The sequence below is a fragment of the Microbacterium saperdae genome, from assembly GCF_006716345.1.
Classification (GTDB): Bacteria; Actinomycetota; Actinomycetes; order Actinomycetales; family Microbacteriaceae; genus Microbacterium; species Microbacterium saperdae.
The window spans coordinates 2,428,699-2,445,897 of sequence record NZ_VFOX01000001.1; the positions used below are offsets into that span (position 1 = coordinate 2,428,699).

The following is a 17,199-nucleotide window of genomic DNA, read 5'->3' on the forward strand; positions in this document are numbered from 1 at the left end:
CCTCAGCCGGAGACGAGCGAGACGGAGTCTCCGCTGCGGGCCGACTCGAGCGCGGCTTCCACGACGGCGAGCGTCCTCAGGCCCTGCTCCATGGTGACGACGTCGGTCTCGTGACCGAGCACAGCATCGCGGAAGGCCTCGTGCTCGACGCGCAGCGGCTCGCGCTTGGCGAACGCATAGCGCGTGACGTCTCCTTCTGAGACCCCGCGGAACGACGACACGGACTCCCACTCGAGCGGGATGGTGCCGTTGGCATAGAAGGTGAGATCGCCGGTCGACGTGTCGGCGACGAAGGCTCCCTTCTCGCCGGTGACGAGAGTGACGCGCTCCTTCATCGGGCTGAGCCAGTTCACGATGTTGTTCACGATGACCCCGGATGCCGTGCGCCCGGTGATCGTGATCATGTCCTCGTGCTCGCGACCGCTCTTGAAGGCGGTCTGCGCGAAGACTCGTTCGTAGTCGCTCTGCACGACCCACGCCGTGAGGTCGACATCATGCGATGCGAGGTCCTTCGCGACCCCGACGTCGGCGATGCGGGAGGGGAAGGGCCCCTGGCGCCGCGTCGCGACCTGATACACCGCGCCGAGCTCGCCCGCCTCGATGCGACGGCGCAGCTCCTGAAGAGCGGGATTGAAGCGCTCGATGTGCCCGACAGCGCCCACGAGCCCTGCAGTGGCGAAGGCATCCACCATCCGCTGACCTGCATGGATGTCATGCGCGATGGGCTTCTCGACCAGCGTGTGGACGCCTGCAGCCGCAAGCTTGATCGCCGCGTCCTCGTGGAAGCGTGTGGGTACAGCCACGACCGCGATGTCGATGCCCGCACCGATCAGCGCATCGATGTCGGGGAGGATCTCCAGGTCGCCTGCCACACCGTGCGGGTCGCCACCGGGATCGGCGATCGCGACGAGGTCGACTCCCTCGATCTCGCGGAGCACCCGCGCATGGTGACGTCCCATCATCCCCACGCCGAGCAGGCCGGCGCGCAGGACCATCAGGCGCCTGCCTTCGCGACGGCGTTCACGGCGGCCACGATGCGCTCGAGGTCGTCCTGGCTCAGCGAAGGATGCACGGGAAGCGAGGCGACCTCACGGGCCGCGCGCTCGGTCACGGGAAGGTCGAGCCCCGGGGCGAAATGCGTCAGCGAGGGCAGACGGTGGTTCGGGATCGGGTAGTACACACCCGCGCCCACGTTGTACTCGTTCTTCAGCGCGGCGACGAAGCCGTCCCGGTCCTCGGGCACGCGGATCGTGTACTGGTGGTAGACGTGCACGGCGCCTTCGGCCACGGGCGGCACGACGACGCCCGCGAGATTCGCGTCGAGGAACGCGGCGTTGGCCTGACGCGTCCGGGTCCACGCATCGACCTTGGTCAGCTGCACACGACCGATCGCCGCATGGATGTCGGTCATGCGGGCGTTGAAGCCGATGACCTCGTTCTCGTACTGACGCTCCATGCCCTGGTTGCGCAGGAGCTTCACCCGACGAGCGATCTCATCCGTCGCCGTCGTGACCATGCCGCCTTCGCCGCTGGTCATGTTCTTCGTCGGGTAGAGGCTGAACATCGCGAATTCGCCGAACGATCCGACCGGTCGCCCGTCGAGAGACGCACCGTGGGCCTGCGCTGCATCTTCGTAGAGGGCGACACCGCGCTCGGCGGCCAGAGCCTCGAGCTCACGCATGCGAGCCGGGTGGCCGTACAGGTGGACGGGGAGGATGCCCTTCGTGCGCGGAGTGATCGCCGCGGCGACGGCTTCGGGGTCGAGCGTGAACGTGTCGGGCTCGATGTCGACGAAGACCGGGGTTCCACCCGTGAGCGCCACCGAGTTCCCGGTCGCCGCGAACGTGAACGAGGGCACGATGACCTCGTCGCCGGCGCCGACACCGGCAGCCAGCAGTCCGAGGTGCAATCCGGCCGTTCCGGAGTTGACCGCCACGGACGGACGTCCCGGCACGAAGTGCTCCGAGAACTCCGCCTCGAACGCCGCGACCTCGGGGCCTTGCGCGACCATGCCGCTGCGCATCACACGATCTACTGCCGCGCGCTCCTCATCTCCGATGATGGGCTTTGCGGGGGGAATGAACTCGCTCACACGGTCTCCTTGATCAGTGTTCCATCGGTCTCGGTATAGTGCGCACCGGTACTCGGGCACACCCAGGTGCCATCCGCATCGCCGGGGACGAGCGGAACGCCCGACTCCCCCACCCAGCCGATTCTGCGCGCCGGGACCCCGGCGACCAGCGCATAGGCAGGGACGTCCTTGACCACGACGGCTCCGGCGGCGACCGTCGCCCAGGCACCGATCGTCACCGGAGCGACGCATGTCGCCCTGGCCCCGATCGCGGCACCGGTCTCGATCGTCACGCCGACCGGTTCCCAATCGTGCGCACTCTTGATCGAGCCGTCGGCGTTGATGGCACGCGGGTAGGTGTCGTTGGTCAGCACGACGGCGGGGCCGATGAAGACACCGTCGCCGAGCTTGGCGGGTTCGTAGACGAGGGCGTAGTTCTGCACCTTGCAGTTGTCCCCCATGATCACGCCGGTTCCGATGTAGGCGCCGCGGCCGACGATGCAGTTCGCACCGATCTGCGCGTCCTCGCGGACCTGTGCGAGGTGCCAGATGGAGGAGCCGTCGCCGATCGAGGCGTCAGCGGAGACGTCGGCGGAGTCGACGATCCGCACATTGCCGGTGTTGGTCACGAAACTGGCCTTCCATCGGGTCCGGAATGCGCGCGTCGCGCATCCTCGATCTTAGTCGTCCGCTCGTGACGAACCTGCGAGACGACTGCCGCCACTCTGGCGGCCACCGCCGTCAACGACACGTTGTCCCTCGCCCACGACGCGCGCACCCGGCGTCGTTCCTCGGTACGCCCGGTCTCGGCCTCGGAGAGCAGCACCCTCATCGCGGCCGCGACCGCATCGGCGTCGAAATCGACGGCGAGCCCGAGATCCGCGTCCTTCACGAGCCGGGAACCGGTCTCGGGGCCCGCGAAGAGGACGGGAGTGCCGACGGCCGCCGCCGCGTAGGTCTTGGTCGGTCGGGCGAAGTCGTAGCCGATGCCGGGCACGATGCTCACGAGCGACGCGACCGCCCCGCGGATCCACCCCGCTGACTGCGCCGGGCTCACCACACCGCCGAAATCGATGCGACCGGGCACGATCGACTCGGCGAGCGCGCGCAGGTCCTGTTCGACTGCGCCTTGCCCGAAGAACTTGACACGCACGTCCGGATTCTCGGAGGCGATCTGCGCGAAGGCACGGATGAAGACGTCCGGACGCTGCCATTCCGACATCGTCCCGGTGTAGACGAAGTAGCGCCCGGCTCCGTCGGGGACCGTGGCTTCGGGCGTGAAGACGGCCGTGTCGATGCCGTTGCCCACCGTGGCGATGCGATCCGGGTCGGCATCGAGCACGAGGAGACGCTCGGTCACCTCGTCGGACACGGAGATGATCGCGGCGGCACGGCGCAGTACCGCGCGCTCCATCCAGCGCATCACTCCGACGACCGGCTTCGGCGCCCCCATCGAGATGACGCCGTCCGTCCACACATCCGCGGCGTAGTAGACGACGGGCTTGCGCCGCATCGCGGCGACCAGAGAGGCGACGATACCCGTGGTCGGAGGGGACTCCGCGATCACCACGTCGAAGCGGGAGAACAGCAGGCGCGGCAGAAGCGGAACGTCGTAGCTCATGTACTGGACGTAGCCGCGCACGTTCCCGCCGCGGTCGCGGAGGACCGGCCACCTGCGCACGTCGACCCCAGGGGCATCTGCCGCCGCAGGCGCGTGCGAGGGAGGTCTCGTGGTGAGGACGGCGATGTCGCCCTGCGCACGCAGCGCCTCAGCCAGCGCTCCGAGCCGGAAGGCGCCGGCGCTCACTTCCGGGGGGAACAGACGTGAGGCGATGATGGCGCGGGCCGGCCGGCTCACGGCGCGACTCCCCCGTCGTCGTCACCGTCGGTGTGCGCACCGAGGTCGGCGATCCGTGCCTCGAGAGCCTGAATGCGCTGCTCATGGAAGGCGGACTTCTCGGCGAGCGCCCGCATCTTCTCCTCCGTGCGGGTCAACTCCGCGCCGTACTGCAGGCTCACCAGGAAGAGCAGACCGATCGCGACGAAGAAGACCAGGTTGATGGGCAGGGCGACGCCGAGCACGCGTGCCACCCAGGTGAGCGTCTGGGGGAACACGGCGAGGACGAGCGCGAGCAGACCTCCCACGAACCACCACACGGCGTGCCGCTCGCGAAGGGTTCCCCTGCGCATGAGCTCGATGATCGCGAACAACGCGAGAAGCGCTGCGACGATACCGAACGCGTAAGTGATCGGGCTCATCGCACTCCTTCGATCGGGGTGCGCGGACGCAGCATGGCCAGCAGGAACGCCGCACACGCGCGCGTGAGGTACACCGCAGCCTTCCACGGTCGGTGCGACGGCTCGCCTCCCTGCCGCTGGCGCATCGCGACGGGAACCTGCCTGATCGTGAGTCCGGCCCGCGCGCCGATCACCAGCGCTTCGATCGTGTCTCCGAGGTACTCGGCCGGGAAGTTGTCCGCGAAGAGTGCCACCGCCCGGGGGCCTGCCGCCTTGAAGCCGCTGGTGACATCCGTCAGGCGGGTGCGAGCGACACGGCTCATGACCGTCGCCAGCACACGCATCGCCCAACGGCGGGGTCCGCGCACGCCGTAGTCGCCGATCCCCGCGAACCGCGCGCCGATCACGAGGTCGGCCTCGTCCAGCCCCTCGAGCAACTGCAGGATCGCGGAGGGATCATGCTGCCCGTCGGCATCGACCTGGACGACGGTGCGGTAGTCATGCGCCCGGGCGAACCGGAAGCCCGTGCGCATCGCACCGCCGACCCCGAGGTTGTACGGCAGTGAGAGCACGATCGCTCCCGCAGCGGCGGCCCGTTCCGCTGTGCGATCGGAAGAACCGTCGTCGACGACGAGACACCGGGCGGAGGGGACGGCCGAGACGACGGCACGAACGACCTCGCCGACGGAGTCTTCTTCGTTCAGCGCCGGAATGACGACGAGAACGGACGGATCAATCGAGCGCATCGACTGCGATCTTACCGATGCCGACGTCGAGCTCATCGAGAGCACGCTGTGATTCGCCAGAGTGAGACGTCTCCGACCTCCGCGACCTTGTCGAATCCGGTCTGGCCGTCGAAGTCGGTGAAGCCCGGCATCTCGTAACGACCGGGTCCCGCCTCCCCCGGGCCGAAGTCGAGCACGTACTGCGGATCCGCGTAGGCCTGCAGGGCCTCGCAGACCGAGCTGTCGGTGCCGGCATCGCGCAGCCCCTCGGCGAGCACCTCCCAGGTCGCAGTCCGTGGCGCAGACCACGTGCGCGGGTACACATCGACCCCGCTCAGCATGTAGCCGAATCCGGCTCCGGTCGAGGGATTGCTGATGACACGCTCGCCCGGGGCCACGAAATCGTCCAGCGACTCCAGGAGCTGGCGTTCGTCCGGGGTGAGGAAGCTGTCGTCGACGGCGACATAGCGCGATTCGCGGTCGAAAGTGGCCTCGAGGAACGCCGGCATCGCGACGGGACGGACCAGCACCAGGACGATCATGAACAGCGTGGCCACGGCGATGCCGACCGTCTCGGGGGTCACCCGCGACGAGGGGGCTGCGCCGGAGCGACGACGCACCCTCGAGGCGACTGCTGCGATGAGGGCGTCGAGACCGATCGCGGCCAAGGGGATCACGACGATCGGTGCGAGTGCGGCGATCCGATACGGATCGGCGTACCAGGCGCCCAGGATGTTGACCCTCACGAGCGGCGCGCCGATGGCGGCGACGAGCACATACAGAAGAGAGATGCCGGCCCACGCGAAGACGAACCACCGCAGAGCACGCACGCGCCAGGCGACGACGAGCCCGACCAGCATCAGGACGCTCACCCCCACCGCGAACGGCACGCGGAGCTGACCGTTCAGCAGGACGTCGAGGAACACTTCGACCTTGCCCCGGAACGGCGGCCAGTGCGACCCGCTTGTACCGCGAGAGAGCACGACCCAGATCACCGCGAGAGCGATCCAGGACACCACGATGACCACCCATCGGCGCGAACGGGCGAGACGTTCGTCCCGCGCGACGCGCGCCGTGATCCAGACCAGCACGATCGCCGCCCAGGGAAGCAGTGCGGCCGGCTGCGACAGCGCGAGCGCACCGATGACGACGAGCACGAGGAGTGCTGCCCGGGCGAGTGGGCGCCACCGATCTCGGCCGTCCACCCACTGCGGCAAGGTCATCACGACGGCGATCGCCGCCGGGATCATCGCGGTCGACAGGGCGTTCGGGAACAGCACTCCCCACTGGAACATCAGCAACGGGAACGTCTGCAGCGCACTCGACAGGATCGCCGCGTAGGCAGCCACGGCATCGGACCCGGTCAGGATGCGTGCGAGCCAGCTGATCCCCAGCGGCCAGATGAGCGCGCCGATCACCAGCGTCAGCATGTTCGCTGCGACCGGAATGCTGCTTCCGGTCATCGCCACGATGAGAGAGGTCACGGCATGCCAGGCGGCCGGGTAGAACGAGCTGCCACCGATCACCTGGTTGACGTCCAGCGACGACGCGTTCGCGGTCTCCAGGATGAAGCGCACGGCATTCATGTGGAAGACGGCGTCATTCGTCTGAGAGATTCCCGCGGGGTCGGTGATGTAGGTCGCGAGGCGCCAGATCCCGAGCAGGACACCGATGACGAGCGCGGACGGCAGGAGCCATCGCGCTCGACTCGGTGCAGCGCTCAAGCGTCCACCCAGCGCACGTCCGATCAGGGCGGTGACGCCGATCAGGATCAGGATCGCGAGACCCCAGCTCAGCGGGGACCACCCCACCCCGATCATGCCGAGCGCGATCGCGACGGCAGCCGTCGCGAAGGTGCTGAAGAGGGGCGCCGCAGCGACCAGGGCGATCCCGCGCACCCCGAGCAGGTAGAGCGCGGCCGAACCGGGAACGAAGATCACCAGTGCCGCCACCAGCAGCACCGGCGCCTGCGCCACCCATTCGATGATCACGCGTCCACCAGGGCGATCGCCCCCTCGACCTCGCCGTCGTAGACAACCTCGCCCTTGTTGATGACGACGCCGCGCGTGCAGAGTTCGCGCACCATCTCCATGTCATGGCTCACCACGACGAGGGTCTTGCCCTCCGCGATGAGCTCTTCGAACTTCAGTCGGCACTTCTCACGGAACGGAGCATCTCCCACGGACAGGATCTCGTCCACGAGGAGCACGTCGAGCTGGACGTGGATCGCGACGGAGAAGGCGAGTCGCATGAACATGCCCGAGGAGTAGTGCTTCACCTCCTGATCGATGAACTGCTCGATCTCGCTGAACGCGACGATCTCGTCGTACCGTGCTTCGATCTCGTGCCTCTTCATGCCGAGGATCGCGGCGTTGAGGAAGACGTTCTCCCGCCCCGACAGCTCGGGATGGAATCCGGCGCCGACCTCGATGAGACCCGCCACACGCCCCCGTGTGAGGACCTCTCCGTCGTCGGGCTCCATGACGCCGGAGATGAGCTTGAGGAGTGTGGACTTGCCGGAGCCGTTGAGGCCGAGGATCGCCACGGATTCGCCCTCGCCGATCGTGAGGTCGACTCCCTTGAGAGCTTCGAACTCGCTCGTGAGCTTTCGCCTCTTGATCCACGCGACCACGGTGTCCTTGAGGGAGAACGCGTGGTTGAGGGTGAAGCGTTTGCGGACACCGTCGATGATGATGCTGGGCTTGATCGCCATCTGCTCGCTCATAGGTCTTGCGCGAACCTTCCTTCGAGGCGCCGGAAAACGGTCTGTCCGACCAGCAGCGTGCCGACTGCGATCAGGAACGTCCACAGGGTGTTCCATGCGAGATCGGGCGGCAGCGCGAACGTGGTCTCCGTGACCGGGCGCCAGAACGCGTAGTGGAAGAGTTCGACGCCCTGCGTGATCGGGTTGAGCATGTAGAGCTCGACGACCCACTGCGGCCAGCCGAGACGGTCGACCACGGCGTCCTGCACCTGGGTCCACGCGTACAGAACGGGCGATGCCCAGGTCGCGAGGAGCAGAAGGAGCTCGACGATGTTCTCGGCATCGCGGAAGCGCACGTTGATCGCGCCGAAGAAGAGTCCCAGCCCGAGAGCGAACAGCATGACGATCAGCATTCCCGCGAGGATCGCGAGGATCGACAGGATCGAGATCTGAGTGATCCACCCCAGCAGCAGGCAGACGATCAGAAGGAGCCCCACCTGCGGGAGGAAGTGCACGAATGCGACGATCACCGCCGACACCGCGAACAGCTGGCGCGGCAGGAAGACCTTCCTCACGAGCGGCGCATTGCCGACGATCGAGGTGGTCGCATTCTTGAAGGCCTCGGAGAACAGGTTGATGACCACGATGCCCGAGAAGAGATAGACGGCATAGTTCGGTATGCCGCGGTCGAGATTCATGAACAGCCCGAGAACCACCCAGAACACGAGGAACTGGGCCGCCGGACGCACGTACGACCAGGTCCATCCGAGCACGGAGTTGCGATACCTCGTGGTGACGCCGGTCCTGACGAGAAGGTTCAGAAGATAGCGCCAGCGCACCACATCGATCAGCCCTCGGCTGGTGCCGGGAGTCTCGAATGCGGAACGCGGGACGGCAGCGAAAAGATCTCGGGTATCGGTCACAGGCCCACTCACTCGACGGCGCGACGTATCCGTCGCGACACTCAGTATCCCATGCGGGTACCTGGTGACCCGCTCGACGCCGCCGGGGTCAGCCGAGACTGACGATCGACTGCCACCCCGAACCGATCTGCGTGCTCGCACCCCAACCGCCCTTGCCGTTCCCGGCGTAGAGCATCATGACGCCGTCGCTGCGGATCGCGAGCAGATCGGTCGCACGGTCGCCGTTGAAGTCTCCCGGCCCGACGAGCGACGTGAATCCGCCCCACCCCTTGCCGATCTGCTGCACCTCGCCGAACCCGCCCTGACCGGTCAGAGGATACATGCGGAGTGCGCCGTCTTTGGTTCTGGCGATCAGCTCCGTCCGACCGTCGCGGTTGAAGTCACCGGCGTTGACGACCAGGTCGACGACATCCCAGCCCTTGCCGATCTGCGCGCTGTCACCCTGCCAACCGCCCGCGCCATTCCCGCGATACAGCCACATCGTGCCGTCCGTGCGGACAGCGATCACGTCGGGTTTGCGATCGCCGTCGAAGTCGACCCCGCCGATCAGCTGGGCGAAGCCACCCCACCCGTGTCCGATTCGGATCGGTTGCCCGAAGCCTGTCCCTTCCGCGGGGTAGAGCGACAGGACGCCCGACGAGTCGATACGCCCGAGGTCGCTGCGACCGTCGCCCGTGAAGTCTCCCAGGGAGATGATCTTGTCTGTCGGGCTCCACCCCGTCGCGATGACCTTCGAGGAGCGCCAGCTGCCCGCGCCGTTCCCGCCGTACAGTCGCAGCTCCCCCGTCGACGTCAGCGCGACCACGTCGTTGCCCACTTGCGCATCGACGTTCCCGAATCCTGCGGGAAGCGCGCGGGGCGCGGTCACGGCTGCGCCGGGTGATGCCTTCGTGAGGAGCGACTGCCAGCCGCTGCCCACCGTGCCGGCCGACGCCAGGTAGGCGCTGCCGCGGCCTTCGTACGCGACGAGCGCGCCCGTCGCCGTGTGGGCGAGGAGGTCCGGGGTCCCGTTCCCGGTGAAGTCTCCGGGGCTGAAGATGCCGGTCATCGACGACCAGCCGCTCCCGATCTGCGCCCGCGTGCCCCAGCCGCCGCTGCCGTTTCCGGGATAGAGGAACAGACGACCTGTCGAGTCCCGTGCGATGAGGTCGCTCCGACCATCCCCGTTCATGTCGATACCGCCGACGAGCATGCTCATCGTGCTCCATCCGCTGCCCACGAGAACCGGCGCGCGGAAGCCGCCGCGGTCATCGCCGGCTCGCAGGTACAGGCCACCGGACGCATCGGTGGTGAAGAGGTCGGGCACACCGTCGCCGTTGAAGTCACCCGCAGGCACGATGTTGACGACTCCGCTCCAGTCCCCCGCCAGCGAGACGGGGGCCGTCAGCTTGGTGCTCCCGTCGCCGTAGAGAGCGGAAGGACGGCCGTTGGCGTCGACGACGATGAAGTCACGGCGTCCGTCGCCGTTGAGGTCGCCGGCGCCGAAGAACGCACGCGGAGATCCGAGTCCGGTGGCCATCGAGACGCGGTTGCCCCAGACGCCCTTCGCGAACGGGTATCCCCACACCGTTCCCGCCGCGTCGACCGCGACCACATAGGACGACGTGTTCGCCGAGCTCAACAGCGGCAGCGTCGAGGCCGGGGCCTGTGTGGAGCCGAACCAATCGGTGAAGTAGTTGTAGAAGTTGCGGTTTCCGTAGGCCGAGCAGGAGTCTCCCTCGCCGTAGCCGGCACGGAGAGCCGCCGCATTCGGCTGATACGGCGTGTAGTAGTAGAGAGCGGCCGTGGCAGCGTTCGCCACGCGGACGGGCGCCGAGCCGCAGGAGGCGCTCGGGTTGTAGAGGATGTTCCAGGTCTTGCCCGGCGCGTACCACTGGAACCACTTGCCTTCCATGTAGATCTGCATCTGGCGCGCAGCGCCGTAGATCTGGTGGAAGAAACCGATGTAGTTCGGGTCGCACGCCGCCGTGTCCGGGCATCCCTGCCCCAGCGCGATGTTGTACCGCCATGCGCTCGGCCAGGTGTGCGTCACCAGTCCCTGCTCCTTCTGGAGCATCACGATCAGCACCCGGGGGTTGATGTCGCACGCCTGGGCGACGCGATAGATGATGCGCGCCGCCGATTCGTTCGCCGCCCCGGTGTAGCCGCTGCAGTACGCGTCGGCGGGCCGAGTGACCGAGGTGATCTTGAAGTCCTTGAGGCAGACGTAGCCGGTCTGGCACTTGGCCACTTTGCTGTTGAAGAAGGTCTGGATCTGCGCCTCGGTCATCGTGCTCTTGTTGGTGAACACGGCGTCGCTGATGATGTTGCCGGCCGAGAAACCGGCCAGACCGGTCTTCACCGCTCCCGTCGACACCGGGTCCGCGGCGGTGCGCGCAGCGCTCACCGCGCTCGTGGACACGGATGCCGTGGCCGCACCGGCAGGGATCACGGTGCTCAGGACAACAGCGATGGCAGCAAGGAAACAGGTGAGGAGCTGGGGACCCCTCAGTGTGTTTCGAGAGCGTGGGGCACGTCGAGACATGTGACCAGTGTGACGGAAGTTGCAGGATGATGCCACTGTTGCGGTGAATGTGCGAGCAGCACACGGCGTGTCGCGAGGATGCGCAGGCCGCTCTCAGCTGATTACAGGTCCGCGTGCAGGCCCCAGACGCGCTCGGCCGAACTCGCCCAGGAGAACGCCCTCGACCGATCGGCGGCGAGCACTCGCAACCGTTCGCCCCCGGGGCCCACAGCGTCCGCGACCGCGTCCGCGAGCGCCTCGACGGCCACGAGACGTCCGCCGTCCGCGATCACGTCGTGGTGCGCTCCGCTGTCTATCGCGACGACTGGCACTCCCGCGCTCATGGCCTCCACCGCACGCCATGGCCACGCTGCCACCGGGTTCGTGGCGACGAAGGCGTCCGCACCGGCGAGGACGGCGGCCCGGTCCTCCGCCGACAGCGCGCCCCTGATGTGCGCGCGTCGTTCGGGAAGTCCGCCTGCCGCGGCGATCTCCGCCAGGTGCGGCTCCGTGCCCTCGGGCGCATCGAGTACGACGGCATCGACGTCCGCCGCGACCGCGCCCCGGAACCCTTCCGACAGCGTGGCCGCCGACCCCGTCAACACCACGTAGCGCCCCGGCAAAGAGAGTTCCGCTCGTCGGCCGTCCGCATCCGTCGGCACGGCGAAACCTTCCGGGGCCGCCCCGGCGATCACCCGGATGCGATCGCCCAGCTTCGCCAACTCCGACAATCGACGCGCGATCGCGTGCGACGGCACCACGACGGCGTCCGCATGCTTGACCGCGCGCCGCAGCATGCCACGCTGCCACGCGACCGCGGACTTGGAGAGAGTGTCCGGCGCGTCCCATGCGGCGAGATCCCAGAGCGTCACCGTCGTCTGATCATTCTCATGCAGCCTGTCGTGGCGCACGAGGGGGGCCATCAGAGTCGGCGAGTGGATGAGTCCGCCACCGACGCCCGGCGCGAATCCGAGCTGCCAGGCCGCAGCGAGCTCGCGACGTGCCAAGGAGAGCGTGCGCACGTCGTCGACACCGGGGATCGAGACGTCGGCACCCGCGGGGACGATCGCATCCACGGAGCAGCCCGACGGCGCCGTCGCGACGAGGCCGAAGGTCAGGTCCATCGCCGCTGCGGCATGGTCGGGATCGACGACATGCACCAGTTGATCCAGAACCACGCGAAGTCGAGCACCCATGGCTTCAGGTTAACGGCGCAGTGCCGTCCGACCGTGGAACGCCGCCCCGCGCCGGGCGACTGTCAGCCTTCCCTCAGCATCCGCCCACCGGTGGCGAATGGTTCATGCTTGAATGCTCAGATGAGCGATGGGCGACTTCCCGTGCGGCGCCGGTGGATCGGGTGGACCATCGGCATCTTCGTGGCGCTGCTCGTCATCGCCATCGGATGGGTCGTCGTGCGCGGCATCGGAGCCGTGAACGACCTCCAGCAGGTCGCCAAGGACTCCTCACGCCTGAAGGCGTCGATCGCCGCCGCCGATCTCGATGGCGCGGAGCCGATCGCGAGGAGCATCGCACATCACGCGCAGTCCGCTCATGCCCTCACCTCCGATCCGGTCTGGCAGGCGTTCGGTGTGCTCCCGTGGATCGGTCCGAACTTCCGCGCGGTCAGCGAGGTGGCCGAGATCGCGGACGACGTCGCGGACAACGCGCTCACCCCGCTTCTCTCCGTCGCCGGGGAGTTCGATCTCGCCGGCCTCGGTTTCGCCGGAGGAGCCATCGACCTCGCGCCTTTCGCGGCGATCGAAGCACCGCTCGGCGAGGCGAGCGCGACGCTCAGCGCGGCGCAACAGCAGGCGCTGCGGATCGATGACGACGCGACGGTGCGGCCGCTGGCAGACGCCGTCAAGGAGATGCGATCGACCGTGAGCCAGGCAGCCAGCGCGATCGGCGCGCTCCACGGCGCCTCGGTGCTCCTGCCGACGATGCTCGGCGGAGAAGGCCCCCGCAACTACGTCCTGGCGATGCAGAACAACGCCGAGCTCCGCTCCTCCGGCGGCATCATCGGCTCCACCGCCCTGCTGCACGCCGAGAACGGGAAGATCACATTGCAGAGGCAGGCGTCGACTCCGGACTTCCCCGTGCTGGACGCCCCGCTTCCCCTCAGCGACACCACGGTCGCCCTGTTCGAGGATCGTCCGGGGCGATACCTGCAGAACATCACGAGCATCCCCGACTTCTCCGAAGCCGGTCCTACGATCGCCGCGCGCTGGGAGGGACGATTCGGGGGCACCGTCGACGGTGTCATCGCGGTCGACACCGTCGTCGCCGCGAACCTCATGAAGGCCACGGGAGACATCACGTTCGGCTCCTTCACGGCCACTCCCGAGACCATCGTCAGCATCCTGCTCTCCGAGATCTACGCGACGATCCCCGATCCGCGGATTCAGGACGAGGTCTTCGCTCAGGCCGCGAGCGCCCTGTTCGGTGCGGCTCTTTCCGGCGGAGACCCCCAGGCGCTGATCGGATCCCTCGCCGAGTCGTCCGATCAGGGCCGGATCCGGATCTGGAGCGCACACGAAGACGAGCAGAGCGTTCTCGCTGCGTCCTCCCTGGGCGGGACCGTACCCTCGGACACAGCGGATGCGACCTATGTCGGCGTGCTCCTGAACGACACCACCGGCGGAAAGATGGACTACTACACCGCCGCCTCGATCACGACCGCGGTGGGCACGTGCGACGGCGAACCCACCACGCAACTGCGGGTGACCTGGACGAACGACGCCCCCGCCGATGCAGCGACCAGCCTGCCCGCGTATGTGACCGCCAACGGGTGGTACGGAGTCCCTGCCGGCTCGGTGCGAACCCTGATCGCGCTGTATGGACCTCAGGGCGCCACCCCCTCGCACATCGATCGCGACGGCGCGGAGGAGGGGGTGCAGACCGCGATGCTCGACGGTCGCCCCGTCGTGCAGCATGAGGTGCTTCTGGCCCCGGGGGAATCGACCACGATCACGATCGAGTTCCAGGGAACTGGTGCAGGCGAGCGTCTCACGCAGGTCCTCCACACGCCGATGATCGACACCCCGAAGACGACACGAGAAAAGCTCCTCTGCGCATCGTGACTTTCGCGCGTCGATAGGGTACTGTCGACTCACTGGGGAATATCTGGGTTCTATCATCTTGCCGTGGGGGCAAGGAGAGCCCACGCAGTCGGACGCAGGGGTGTGTCCGGAGGCGATTCCGCGTGAAATCTGGGGAGAATCATGCTGAAGAAACTGGCTGCGATCAGCCTTACCGCCGGCGCACTCGTGCTCATCGCACCGACTGTCGCCACCGCTGCGCCGTCTGTACCGGCTGCAGCATCCGATTCCTATGCGGAGACACCGGGCGTGCGCGTCAACGACCCGATCATCGACAGCTGCGAGGTGTCGACCATCGTCTTCGGCGCCGGGTACTTCCTGCCGTCCGAGAACGTGGGCGTCTCCATCTCCGGCGCGAACGCCGCAGACGCCGCCGTGTCGGGGAACACCGCCGGCGCCGACGGGGGCCTGACGCTCACGTTCCGCCCGCCGGCAGACGGGCAGGGTTCCTACGGGGTCGCCTTCTCCGGCTCCCGCTCCTACACCGCGACCATCACGGTCTCGCAGGGGCATGACGCCGCGGCAAGCTGCGACCACGATCCTTCTGTGGTCGCAGGAGCCGGTACCGAATTGCCTCTGACGGGCAGCGGCACCATCGAGCTCGCGCTCACCGGCGGCAGTGTATCGCCGTGGGTCCTCGGAGGCGGCGCGGTGGCGCTCGTCGCCGGTGGCGCACTCGTCGCTGCGGGCGCCGCTCGCCGCAAGCGCGCCTAGGTCAGATCGCCGCTTCGAGCGGTGGTCGGCTGGACGACGGTGATCCCTCCCCCTCCGATCACCGTCGTCTGGCGAGCCCGGTGAGCGCACCGGAGGCCCACGACCGTCACCCATCTCCGGTGGCGGCCGTGGGCCGTTCTGCGTCGTGAGGCACGGCCCACCGCCGCCGGATGCTCCTGACGTCGACCGGACGCGCGACGCAGAGCGGTCGCCACGCGTGAAGGACTCCCCCGTGTGACATGCCGGACGTTCAGGGGCTGGGTGTCGGCGTCTCCGTGGGCGGGTGCAGCCTCTGCTGGATCATCTCGTGGATGTATCCGTAGTCCGGCTGATGCTCGTCCACACCGTTGTCCGGCGTGAGCTCGATCGTCTGCACGGTCTGTTCCTTGGCCTTCAGCATGAGGTCGAAGAACTCCGGGAGCTTATCCTGCGGCAGATCGGTGTCGATGAGTGCTGTCCCAGCGGCCGCCACCTCGTTGAACCTGGTCAGCACCGTCTGCGGCGTGAACTGGTCGAGGATCGCCTCCTGCAGCTCGCGCTGCCTCTTCATGCGATCCCAGTCGCTCGTGGTGTACCGGGAACGCGCGTACCACTGCGCCGTGTCGCCGTTCATGTGCTGCTGGCCGACCTCGATCCAGCCGATCGCCCATTCGTTGACGTCCGTCCCGGTCCATCCCTCAGGCGGTCCGCCTTTGGGGAGCCGTTCGGTCACGTCGATGTCCACGCCGCCGAGAGCGTCGACGAGCTCGGCGAACCCGTGCATGTCGACGAAGACGTAATAGGGAATCTCGATTCCGAGTACGCCTTCCGCGGCATCCTTCGTCGCTTCGATGCCCGGGGCCGACCCCTGCGCAGCCGCATCCGGATACAGGCCGGTGCCCTGGTCCTCTCGGCAGATCTCTGCGGCGTTGCGCACGTGGTTCATCCACCCGTTCCAGCCGCAGGTCGAAGAACCATGGCCCTCGAACCCGTCCGGGTACAGCTCGAGCATCGGGCTTCCCGCGCTGAACGGCGCGTTCGGAAGCTCGCGCGGGATGCCAGTGATGGTGACGGCTCCGCTGTCGGCGTTGATGGAGACCACGGAGATGCTGTCGAAGCGCATCGAATCGCGGCCGTCGCCACTGTCCGCACCCAACAGCAGGATGTTGTAGTAGCCATCGCTGGGCGCAAGGCTCGGACCGCTCTGGCCGAAGATCGAACCGATGGTGTTACGTGTCGAGCCGACCACGGTGGCCGCGTAGGCCGAGGCACCGCCGACGAGCCCGAGGAGAACGAGCGCGACGACCGGAATGGCGAGCCGATGCGCGGTCGGTACCTTCACAAGGCGCACGAGACGGAGGGTGTCGAAGGTGAGGACGACCCAGAGCACGGCATAACCGATGAGGAGCACTTGGACGAGAGTGAGAATCACCGCGGAGAAGAAGCCTCCGCCGATCGTCAGCCACAACAGGACAGGGCGGGCGAAGAGAGCCAGGACGGCTGCCACGATGACCAGGGCCCACGCGAGAAGGGTGGCGCCCAGCCCGAATCGCCCGAGTCGGCGACTGCCTGCGAGCACCTGGGCCGAGCCGGGGACGAGCAGGTTGAGAACGATCAGCCACCACCCCCGCTTTGCCATCGTCCCGGAGTCGTCCGGATTCGGATGCCGCAGCGGTCGGGTCTCGATGAGTGGTCGAGCAGCGCCGCGAGGCGGCGCCAAGGTCACAGCGACTCCTTCAGCCGTTCGTTCTTCGCCTCGACCTGCGCCTCCAGATCACGGGAGAAGGCCTCCATCTGGTCTGCCAGCGCCGGATCGGCAACTCCCAGGATGCGCGCCGCGAGGAGTCCCGCGTTGCGTGCTCCGCCGATGGACACGGTCGCGACCGGGATCCCCGCGGGCATCTGGACGATCGAGAGCAGGGAATCCATGCCGTCGAGGTAGGCGAGCGGAACCGGCACGCCGACGACGGGAAGCGGCGTCATCGAGGCGAGCATTCCCGGCAGATGGGCTGCTCCCCCTGCACCCGCGATGATGACGCGGATGCCGCGGGCACGGGCCTCGCGCGCGTAGCTCATCAACTTGTCGGGGGTGCGGTGGGCGGAGACCACCTCGACCTCATGCGGGATTCCGAAGTCCGTCAGCGCCTGAGAGGCATCGCTCATCACGCGCCAGTCGGAGTCGGATCCCATGACGACGCCGACCAGGGGCGCGGCGGAGGAATGAAGAGGCTCAGTCACTAGCTC

15 protein-coding genes are annotated in these 17,199 nt (G+C 67.6%); 2 read left to right on the forward strand and 13 right to left on the reverse strand.

Annotation, left to right across the window (positions count from 1 at the left end; genetic code table 11):
- Positions 1-2: 2 nt before the first annotated feature.
- The 11 genes from FB560_RS11580 to FB560_RS11630 form a co-directional block, all read right to left on the reverse strand.
- On the reverse strand, positions 3-998 hold the full coding sequence (locus tag FB560_RS11580; RefSeq protein WP_188895215.1) for a Gfo/Idh/MocA family protein: 996 nt from the start codon (positions 996-998) through the stop codon (positions 3-5).
- Entirely contained in the window at positions 995-2,092 is a 1,098-nt protein-coding gene (locus tag FB560_RS11585; RefSeq protein WP_141872505.1) for a DegT/DnrJ/EryC1/StrS family aminotransferase, read from the reverse strand. The genes FB560_RS11580 and FB560_RS11585 overlap by 4 nt, the downstream gene beginning before the upstream one ends.
- Complete coding sequence (locus FB560_RS11590) at positions 2,089-2,700, reverse strand: acyltransferase (protein ID WP_229673113.1); 612 nt, start codon at positions 2,698-2,700, stop codon at positions 2,089-2,091. Before FB560_RS11590 ends, FB560_RS11585 begins: the two co-directional genes overlap by 4 nt.
- Complete coding sequence (locus FB560_RS11595; RefSeq protein WP_141872506.1) at positions 2,697-3,929, reverse strand: glycosyltransferase family 4 protein; 1,233 nt, start codon at positions 3,927-3,929, stop codon at positions 2,697-2,699. The genes FB560_RS11590 and FB560_RS11595 overlap by 4 nt, the downstream gene beginning before the upstream one ends.
- A complete protein-coding gene (locus FB560_RS11600; protein ID WP_141872507.1) occupies positions 3,926-4,330 on the reverse strand; it encodes a DUF2304 domain-containing protein in 405 nt (134 codons plus the stop codon). The genes FB560_RS11595 and FB560_RS11600 overlap by 4 nt, the downstream gene beginning before the upstream one ends.
- Complete coding sequence (locus FB560_RS11605) at positions 4,327-5,055, reverse strand: glycosyltransferase family 2 protein (RefSeq protein ID WP_141872508.1); 729 nt, start codon at positions 5,053-5,055, stop codon at positions 4,327-4,329. The genes FB560_RS11600 and FB560_RS11605 overlap by 4 nt, the downstream gene beginning before the upstream one ends.
- 32 nt (positions 5,056-5,087) lie before the next feature.
- On the reverse strand, positions 5,088-7,025 hold the full coding sequence (locus tag FB560_RS11610) for a DUF6541 family protein (RefSeq protein ID WP_141872509.1): 1,938 nt from the start codon (positions 7,023-7,025) through the stop codon (positions 5,088-5,090).
- A complete protein-coding gene (locus tag FB560_RS11615; protein WP_141872510.1) occupies positions 7,022-7,759 on the reverse strand; it encodes an ABC transporter ATP-binding protein in 738 nt (245 codons plus the stop codon). The genes FB560_RS11610 and FB560_RS11615 overlap by 4 nt, the downstream gene beginning before the upstream one ends.
- Positions 7,756-8,661 carry an ABC transporter permease gene (locus tag FB560_RS11620; RefSeq protein WP_141872511.1) on the reverse strand — a complete coding sequence of 302 codons (906 nt, stop codon included), beginning with the start codon at positions 8,659-8,661 and terminating at the stop codon, positions 7,756-7,758. The genes FB560_RS11615 and FB560_RS11620 overlap by 4 nt, the downstream gene beginning before the upstream one ends.
- Positions 8,662-8,749: 88 nt before the next feature.
- Positions 8,750-11,092: an FG-GAP-like repeat-containing protein gene (locus tag FB560_RS11625; protein WP_188895127.1), complete on the reverse strand. Its 2,343-nt coding sequence runs from the start codon at positions 11,090-11,092 to the stop codon at positions 8,750-8,752.
- 194 nt (positions 11,093-11,286) lie between these two features.
- Complete coding sequence (locus FB560_RS11630) at positions 11,287-12,360, reverse strand: glycosyltransferase (RefSeq protein ID WP_141872513.1); 1,074 nt, start codon at positions 12,358-12,360, stop codon at positions 11,287-11,289.
- Between the two features lie 120 nt (positions 12,361-12,480).
- On the opposite strand from FB560_RS11630, the gene FB560_RS11635 reads away from it, so the two are divergent.
- A complete protein-coding gene (locus tag FB560_RS11635; RefSeq protein ID WP_141872514.1) occupies positions 12,481-14,244 on the forward strand; it encodes a DUF4012 domain-containing protein in 1,764 nt (587 codons plus the stop codon).
- Between the two features lie 141 nt (positions 14,245-14,385).
- Positions 14,386-14,976, forward strand: a complete 591-nt coding sequence (locus tag FB560_RS11640) for a hypothetical protein (protein ID WP_141872515.1) — start codon at positions 14,386-14,388, stop codon at positions 14,974-14,976.
- A 250-nt stretch (positions 14,977-15,226) separates the two neighbouring features.
- Here the strand turns inward: FB560_RS11640 and FB560_RS11645 are convergent, their stop codons facing one another.
- Positions 15,227-16,681 (reverse strand): LCP family protein, encoded by a 1,455-nt coding sequence (locus FB560_RS11645; protein WP_188895125.1) that lies wholly within the window; start codon positions 16,679-16,681, stop codon positions 15,227-15,229.
- Entirely contained in the window at positions 16,678-17,145 is a 468-nt protein-coding gene (gene purE, locus FB560_RS11650) for a 5-(carboxyamino)imidazole ribonucleotide mutase (RefSeq protein WP_141873223.1), read from the reverse strand. Before purE ends, FB560_RS11645 begins: the two co-directional genes overlap by 4 nt.
- Between the last annotated feature and the right edge of the window lie 54 nt (positions 17,146-17,199).

Coding starts and splice junctions, on each gene's coding strand:
- FB560_RS11600 (WP_141872507.1), bottom strand. CDS start 4,330: ATGAGCCCGATCACTTACGCGTTCGGTATCGTCGCAGCGCTTCTCGCG.
- FB560_RS11605 (WP_141872508.1), bottom strand. CDS start 5,055: ATGCGCTCGATTGATCCGTCCGTTCTCGTCGTCATTCCGGCGCTGAAC.
- FB560_RS11615 (WP_141872510.1), bottom strand. CDS start 7,759: ATGAGCGAGCAGATGGCGATCAAGCCCAGCATCATCATCGACGGTGTC.
- FB560_RS11630 (WP_141872513.1), bottom strand. CDS start 12,360: ATGGGTGCTCGACTTCGCGTGGTTCTGGATCAACTGGTGCATGTCGTC.
- FB560_RS11635 (WP_141872514.1), top strand. CDS start 12,481: ATGAGCGATGGGCGACTTCCCGTGCGGCGCCGGTGGATCGGGTGGACC.
- FB560_RS11640 (WP_141872515.1), top strand. CDS start 14,386: ATGCTGAAGAAACTGGCTGCGATCAGCCTTACCGCCGGCGCACTCGTG.
- purE (WP_141873223.1), bottom strand. CDS start 17,145: ATGGGATCCGACTCCGACTGGCGCGTGATGAGCGATGCCTCTCAGGCG.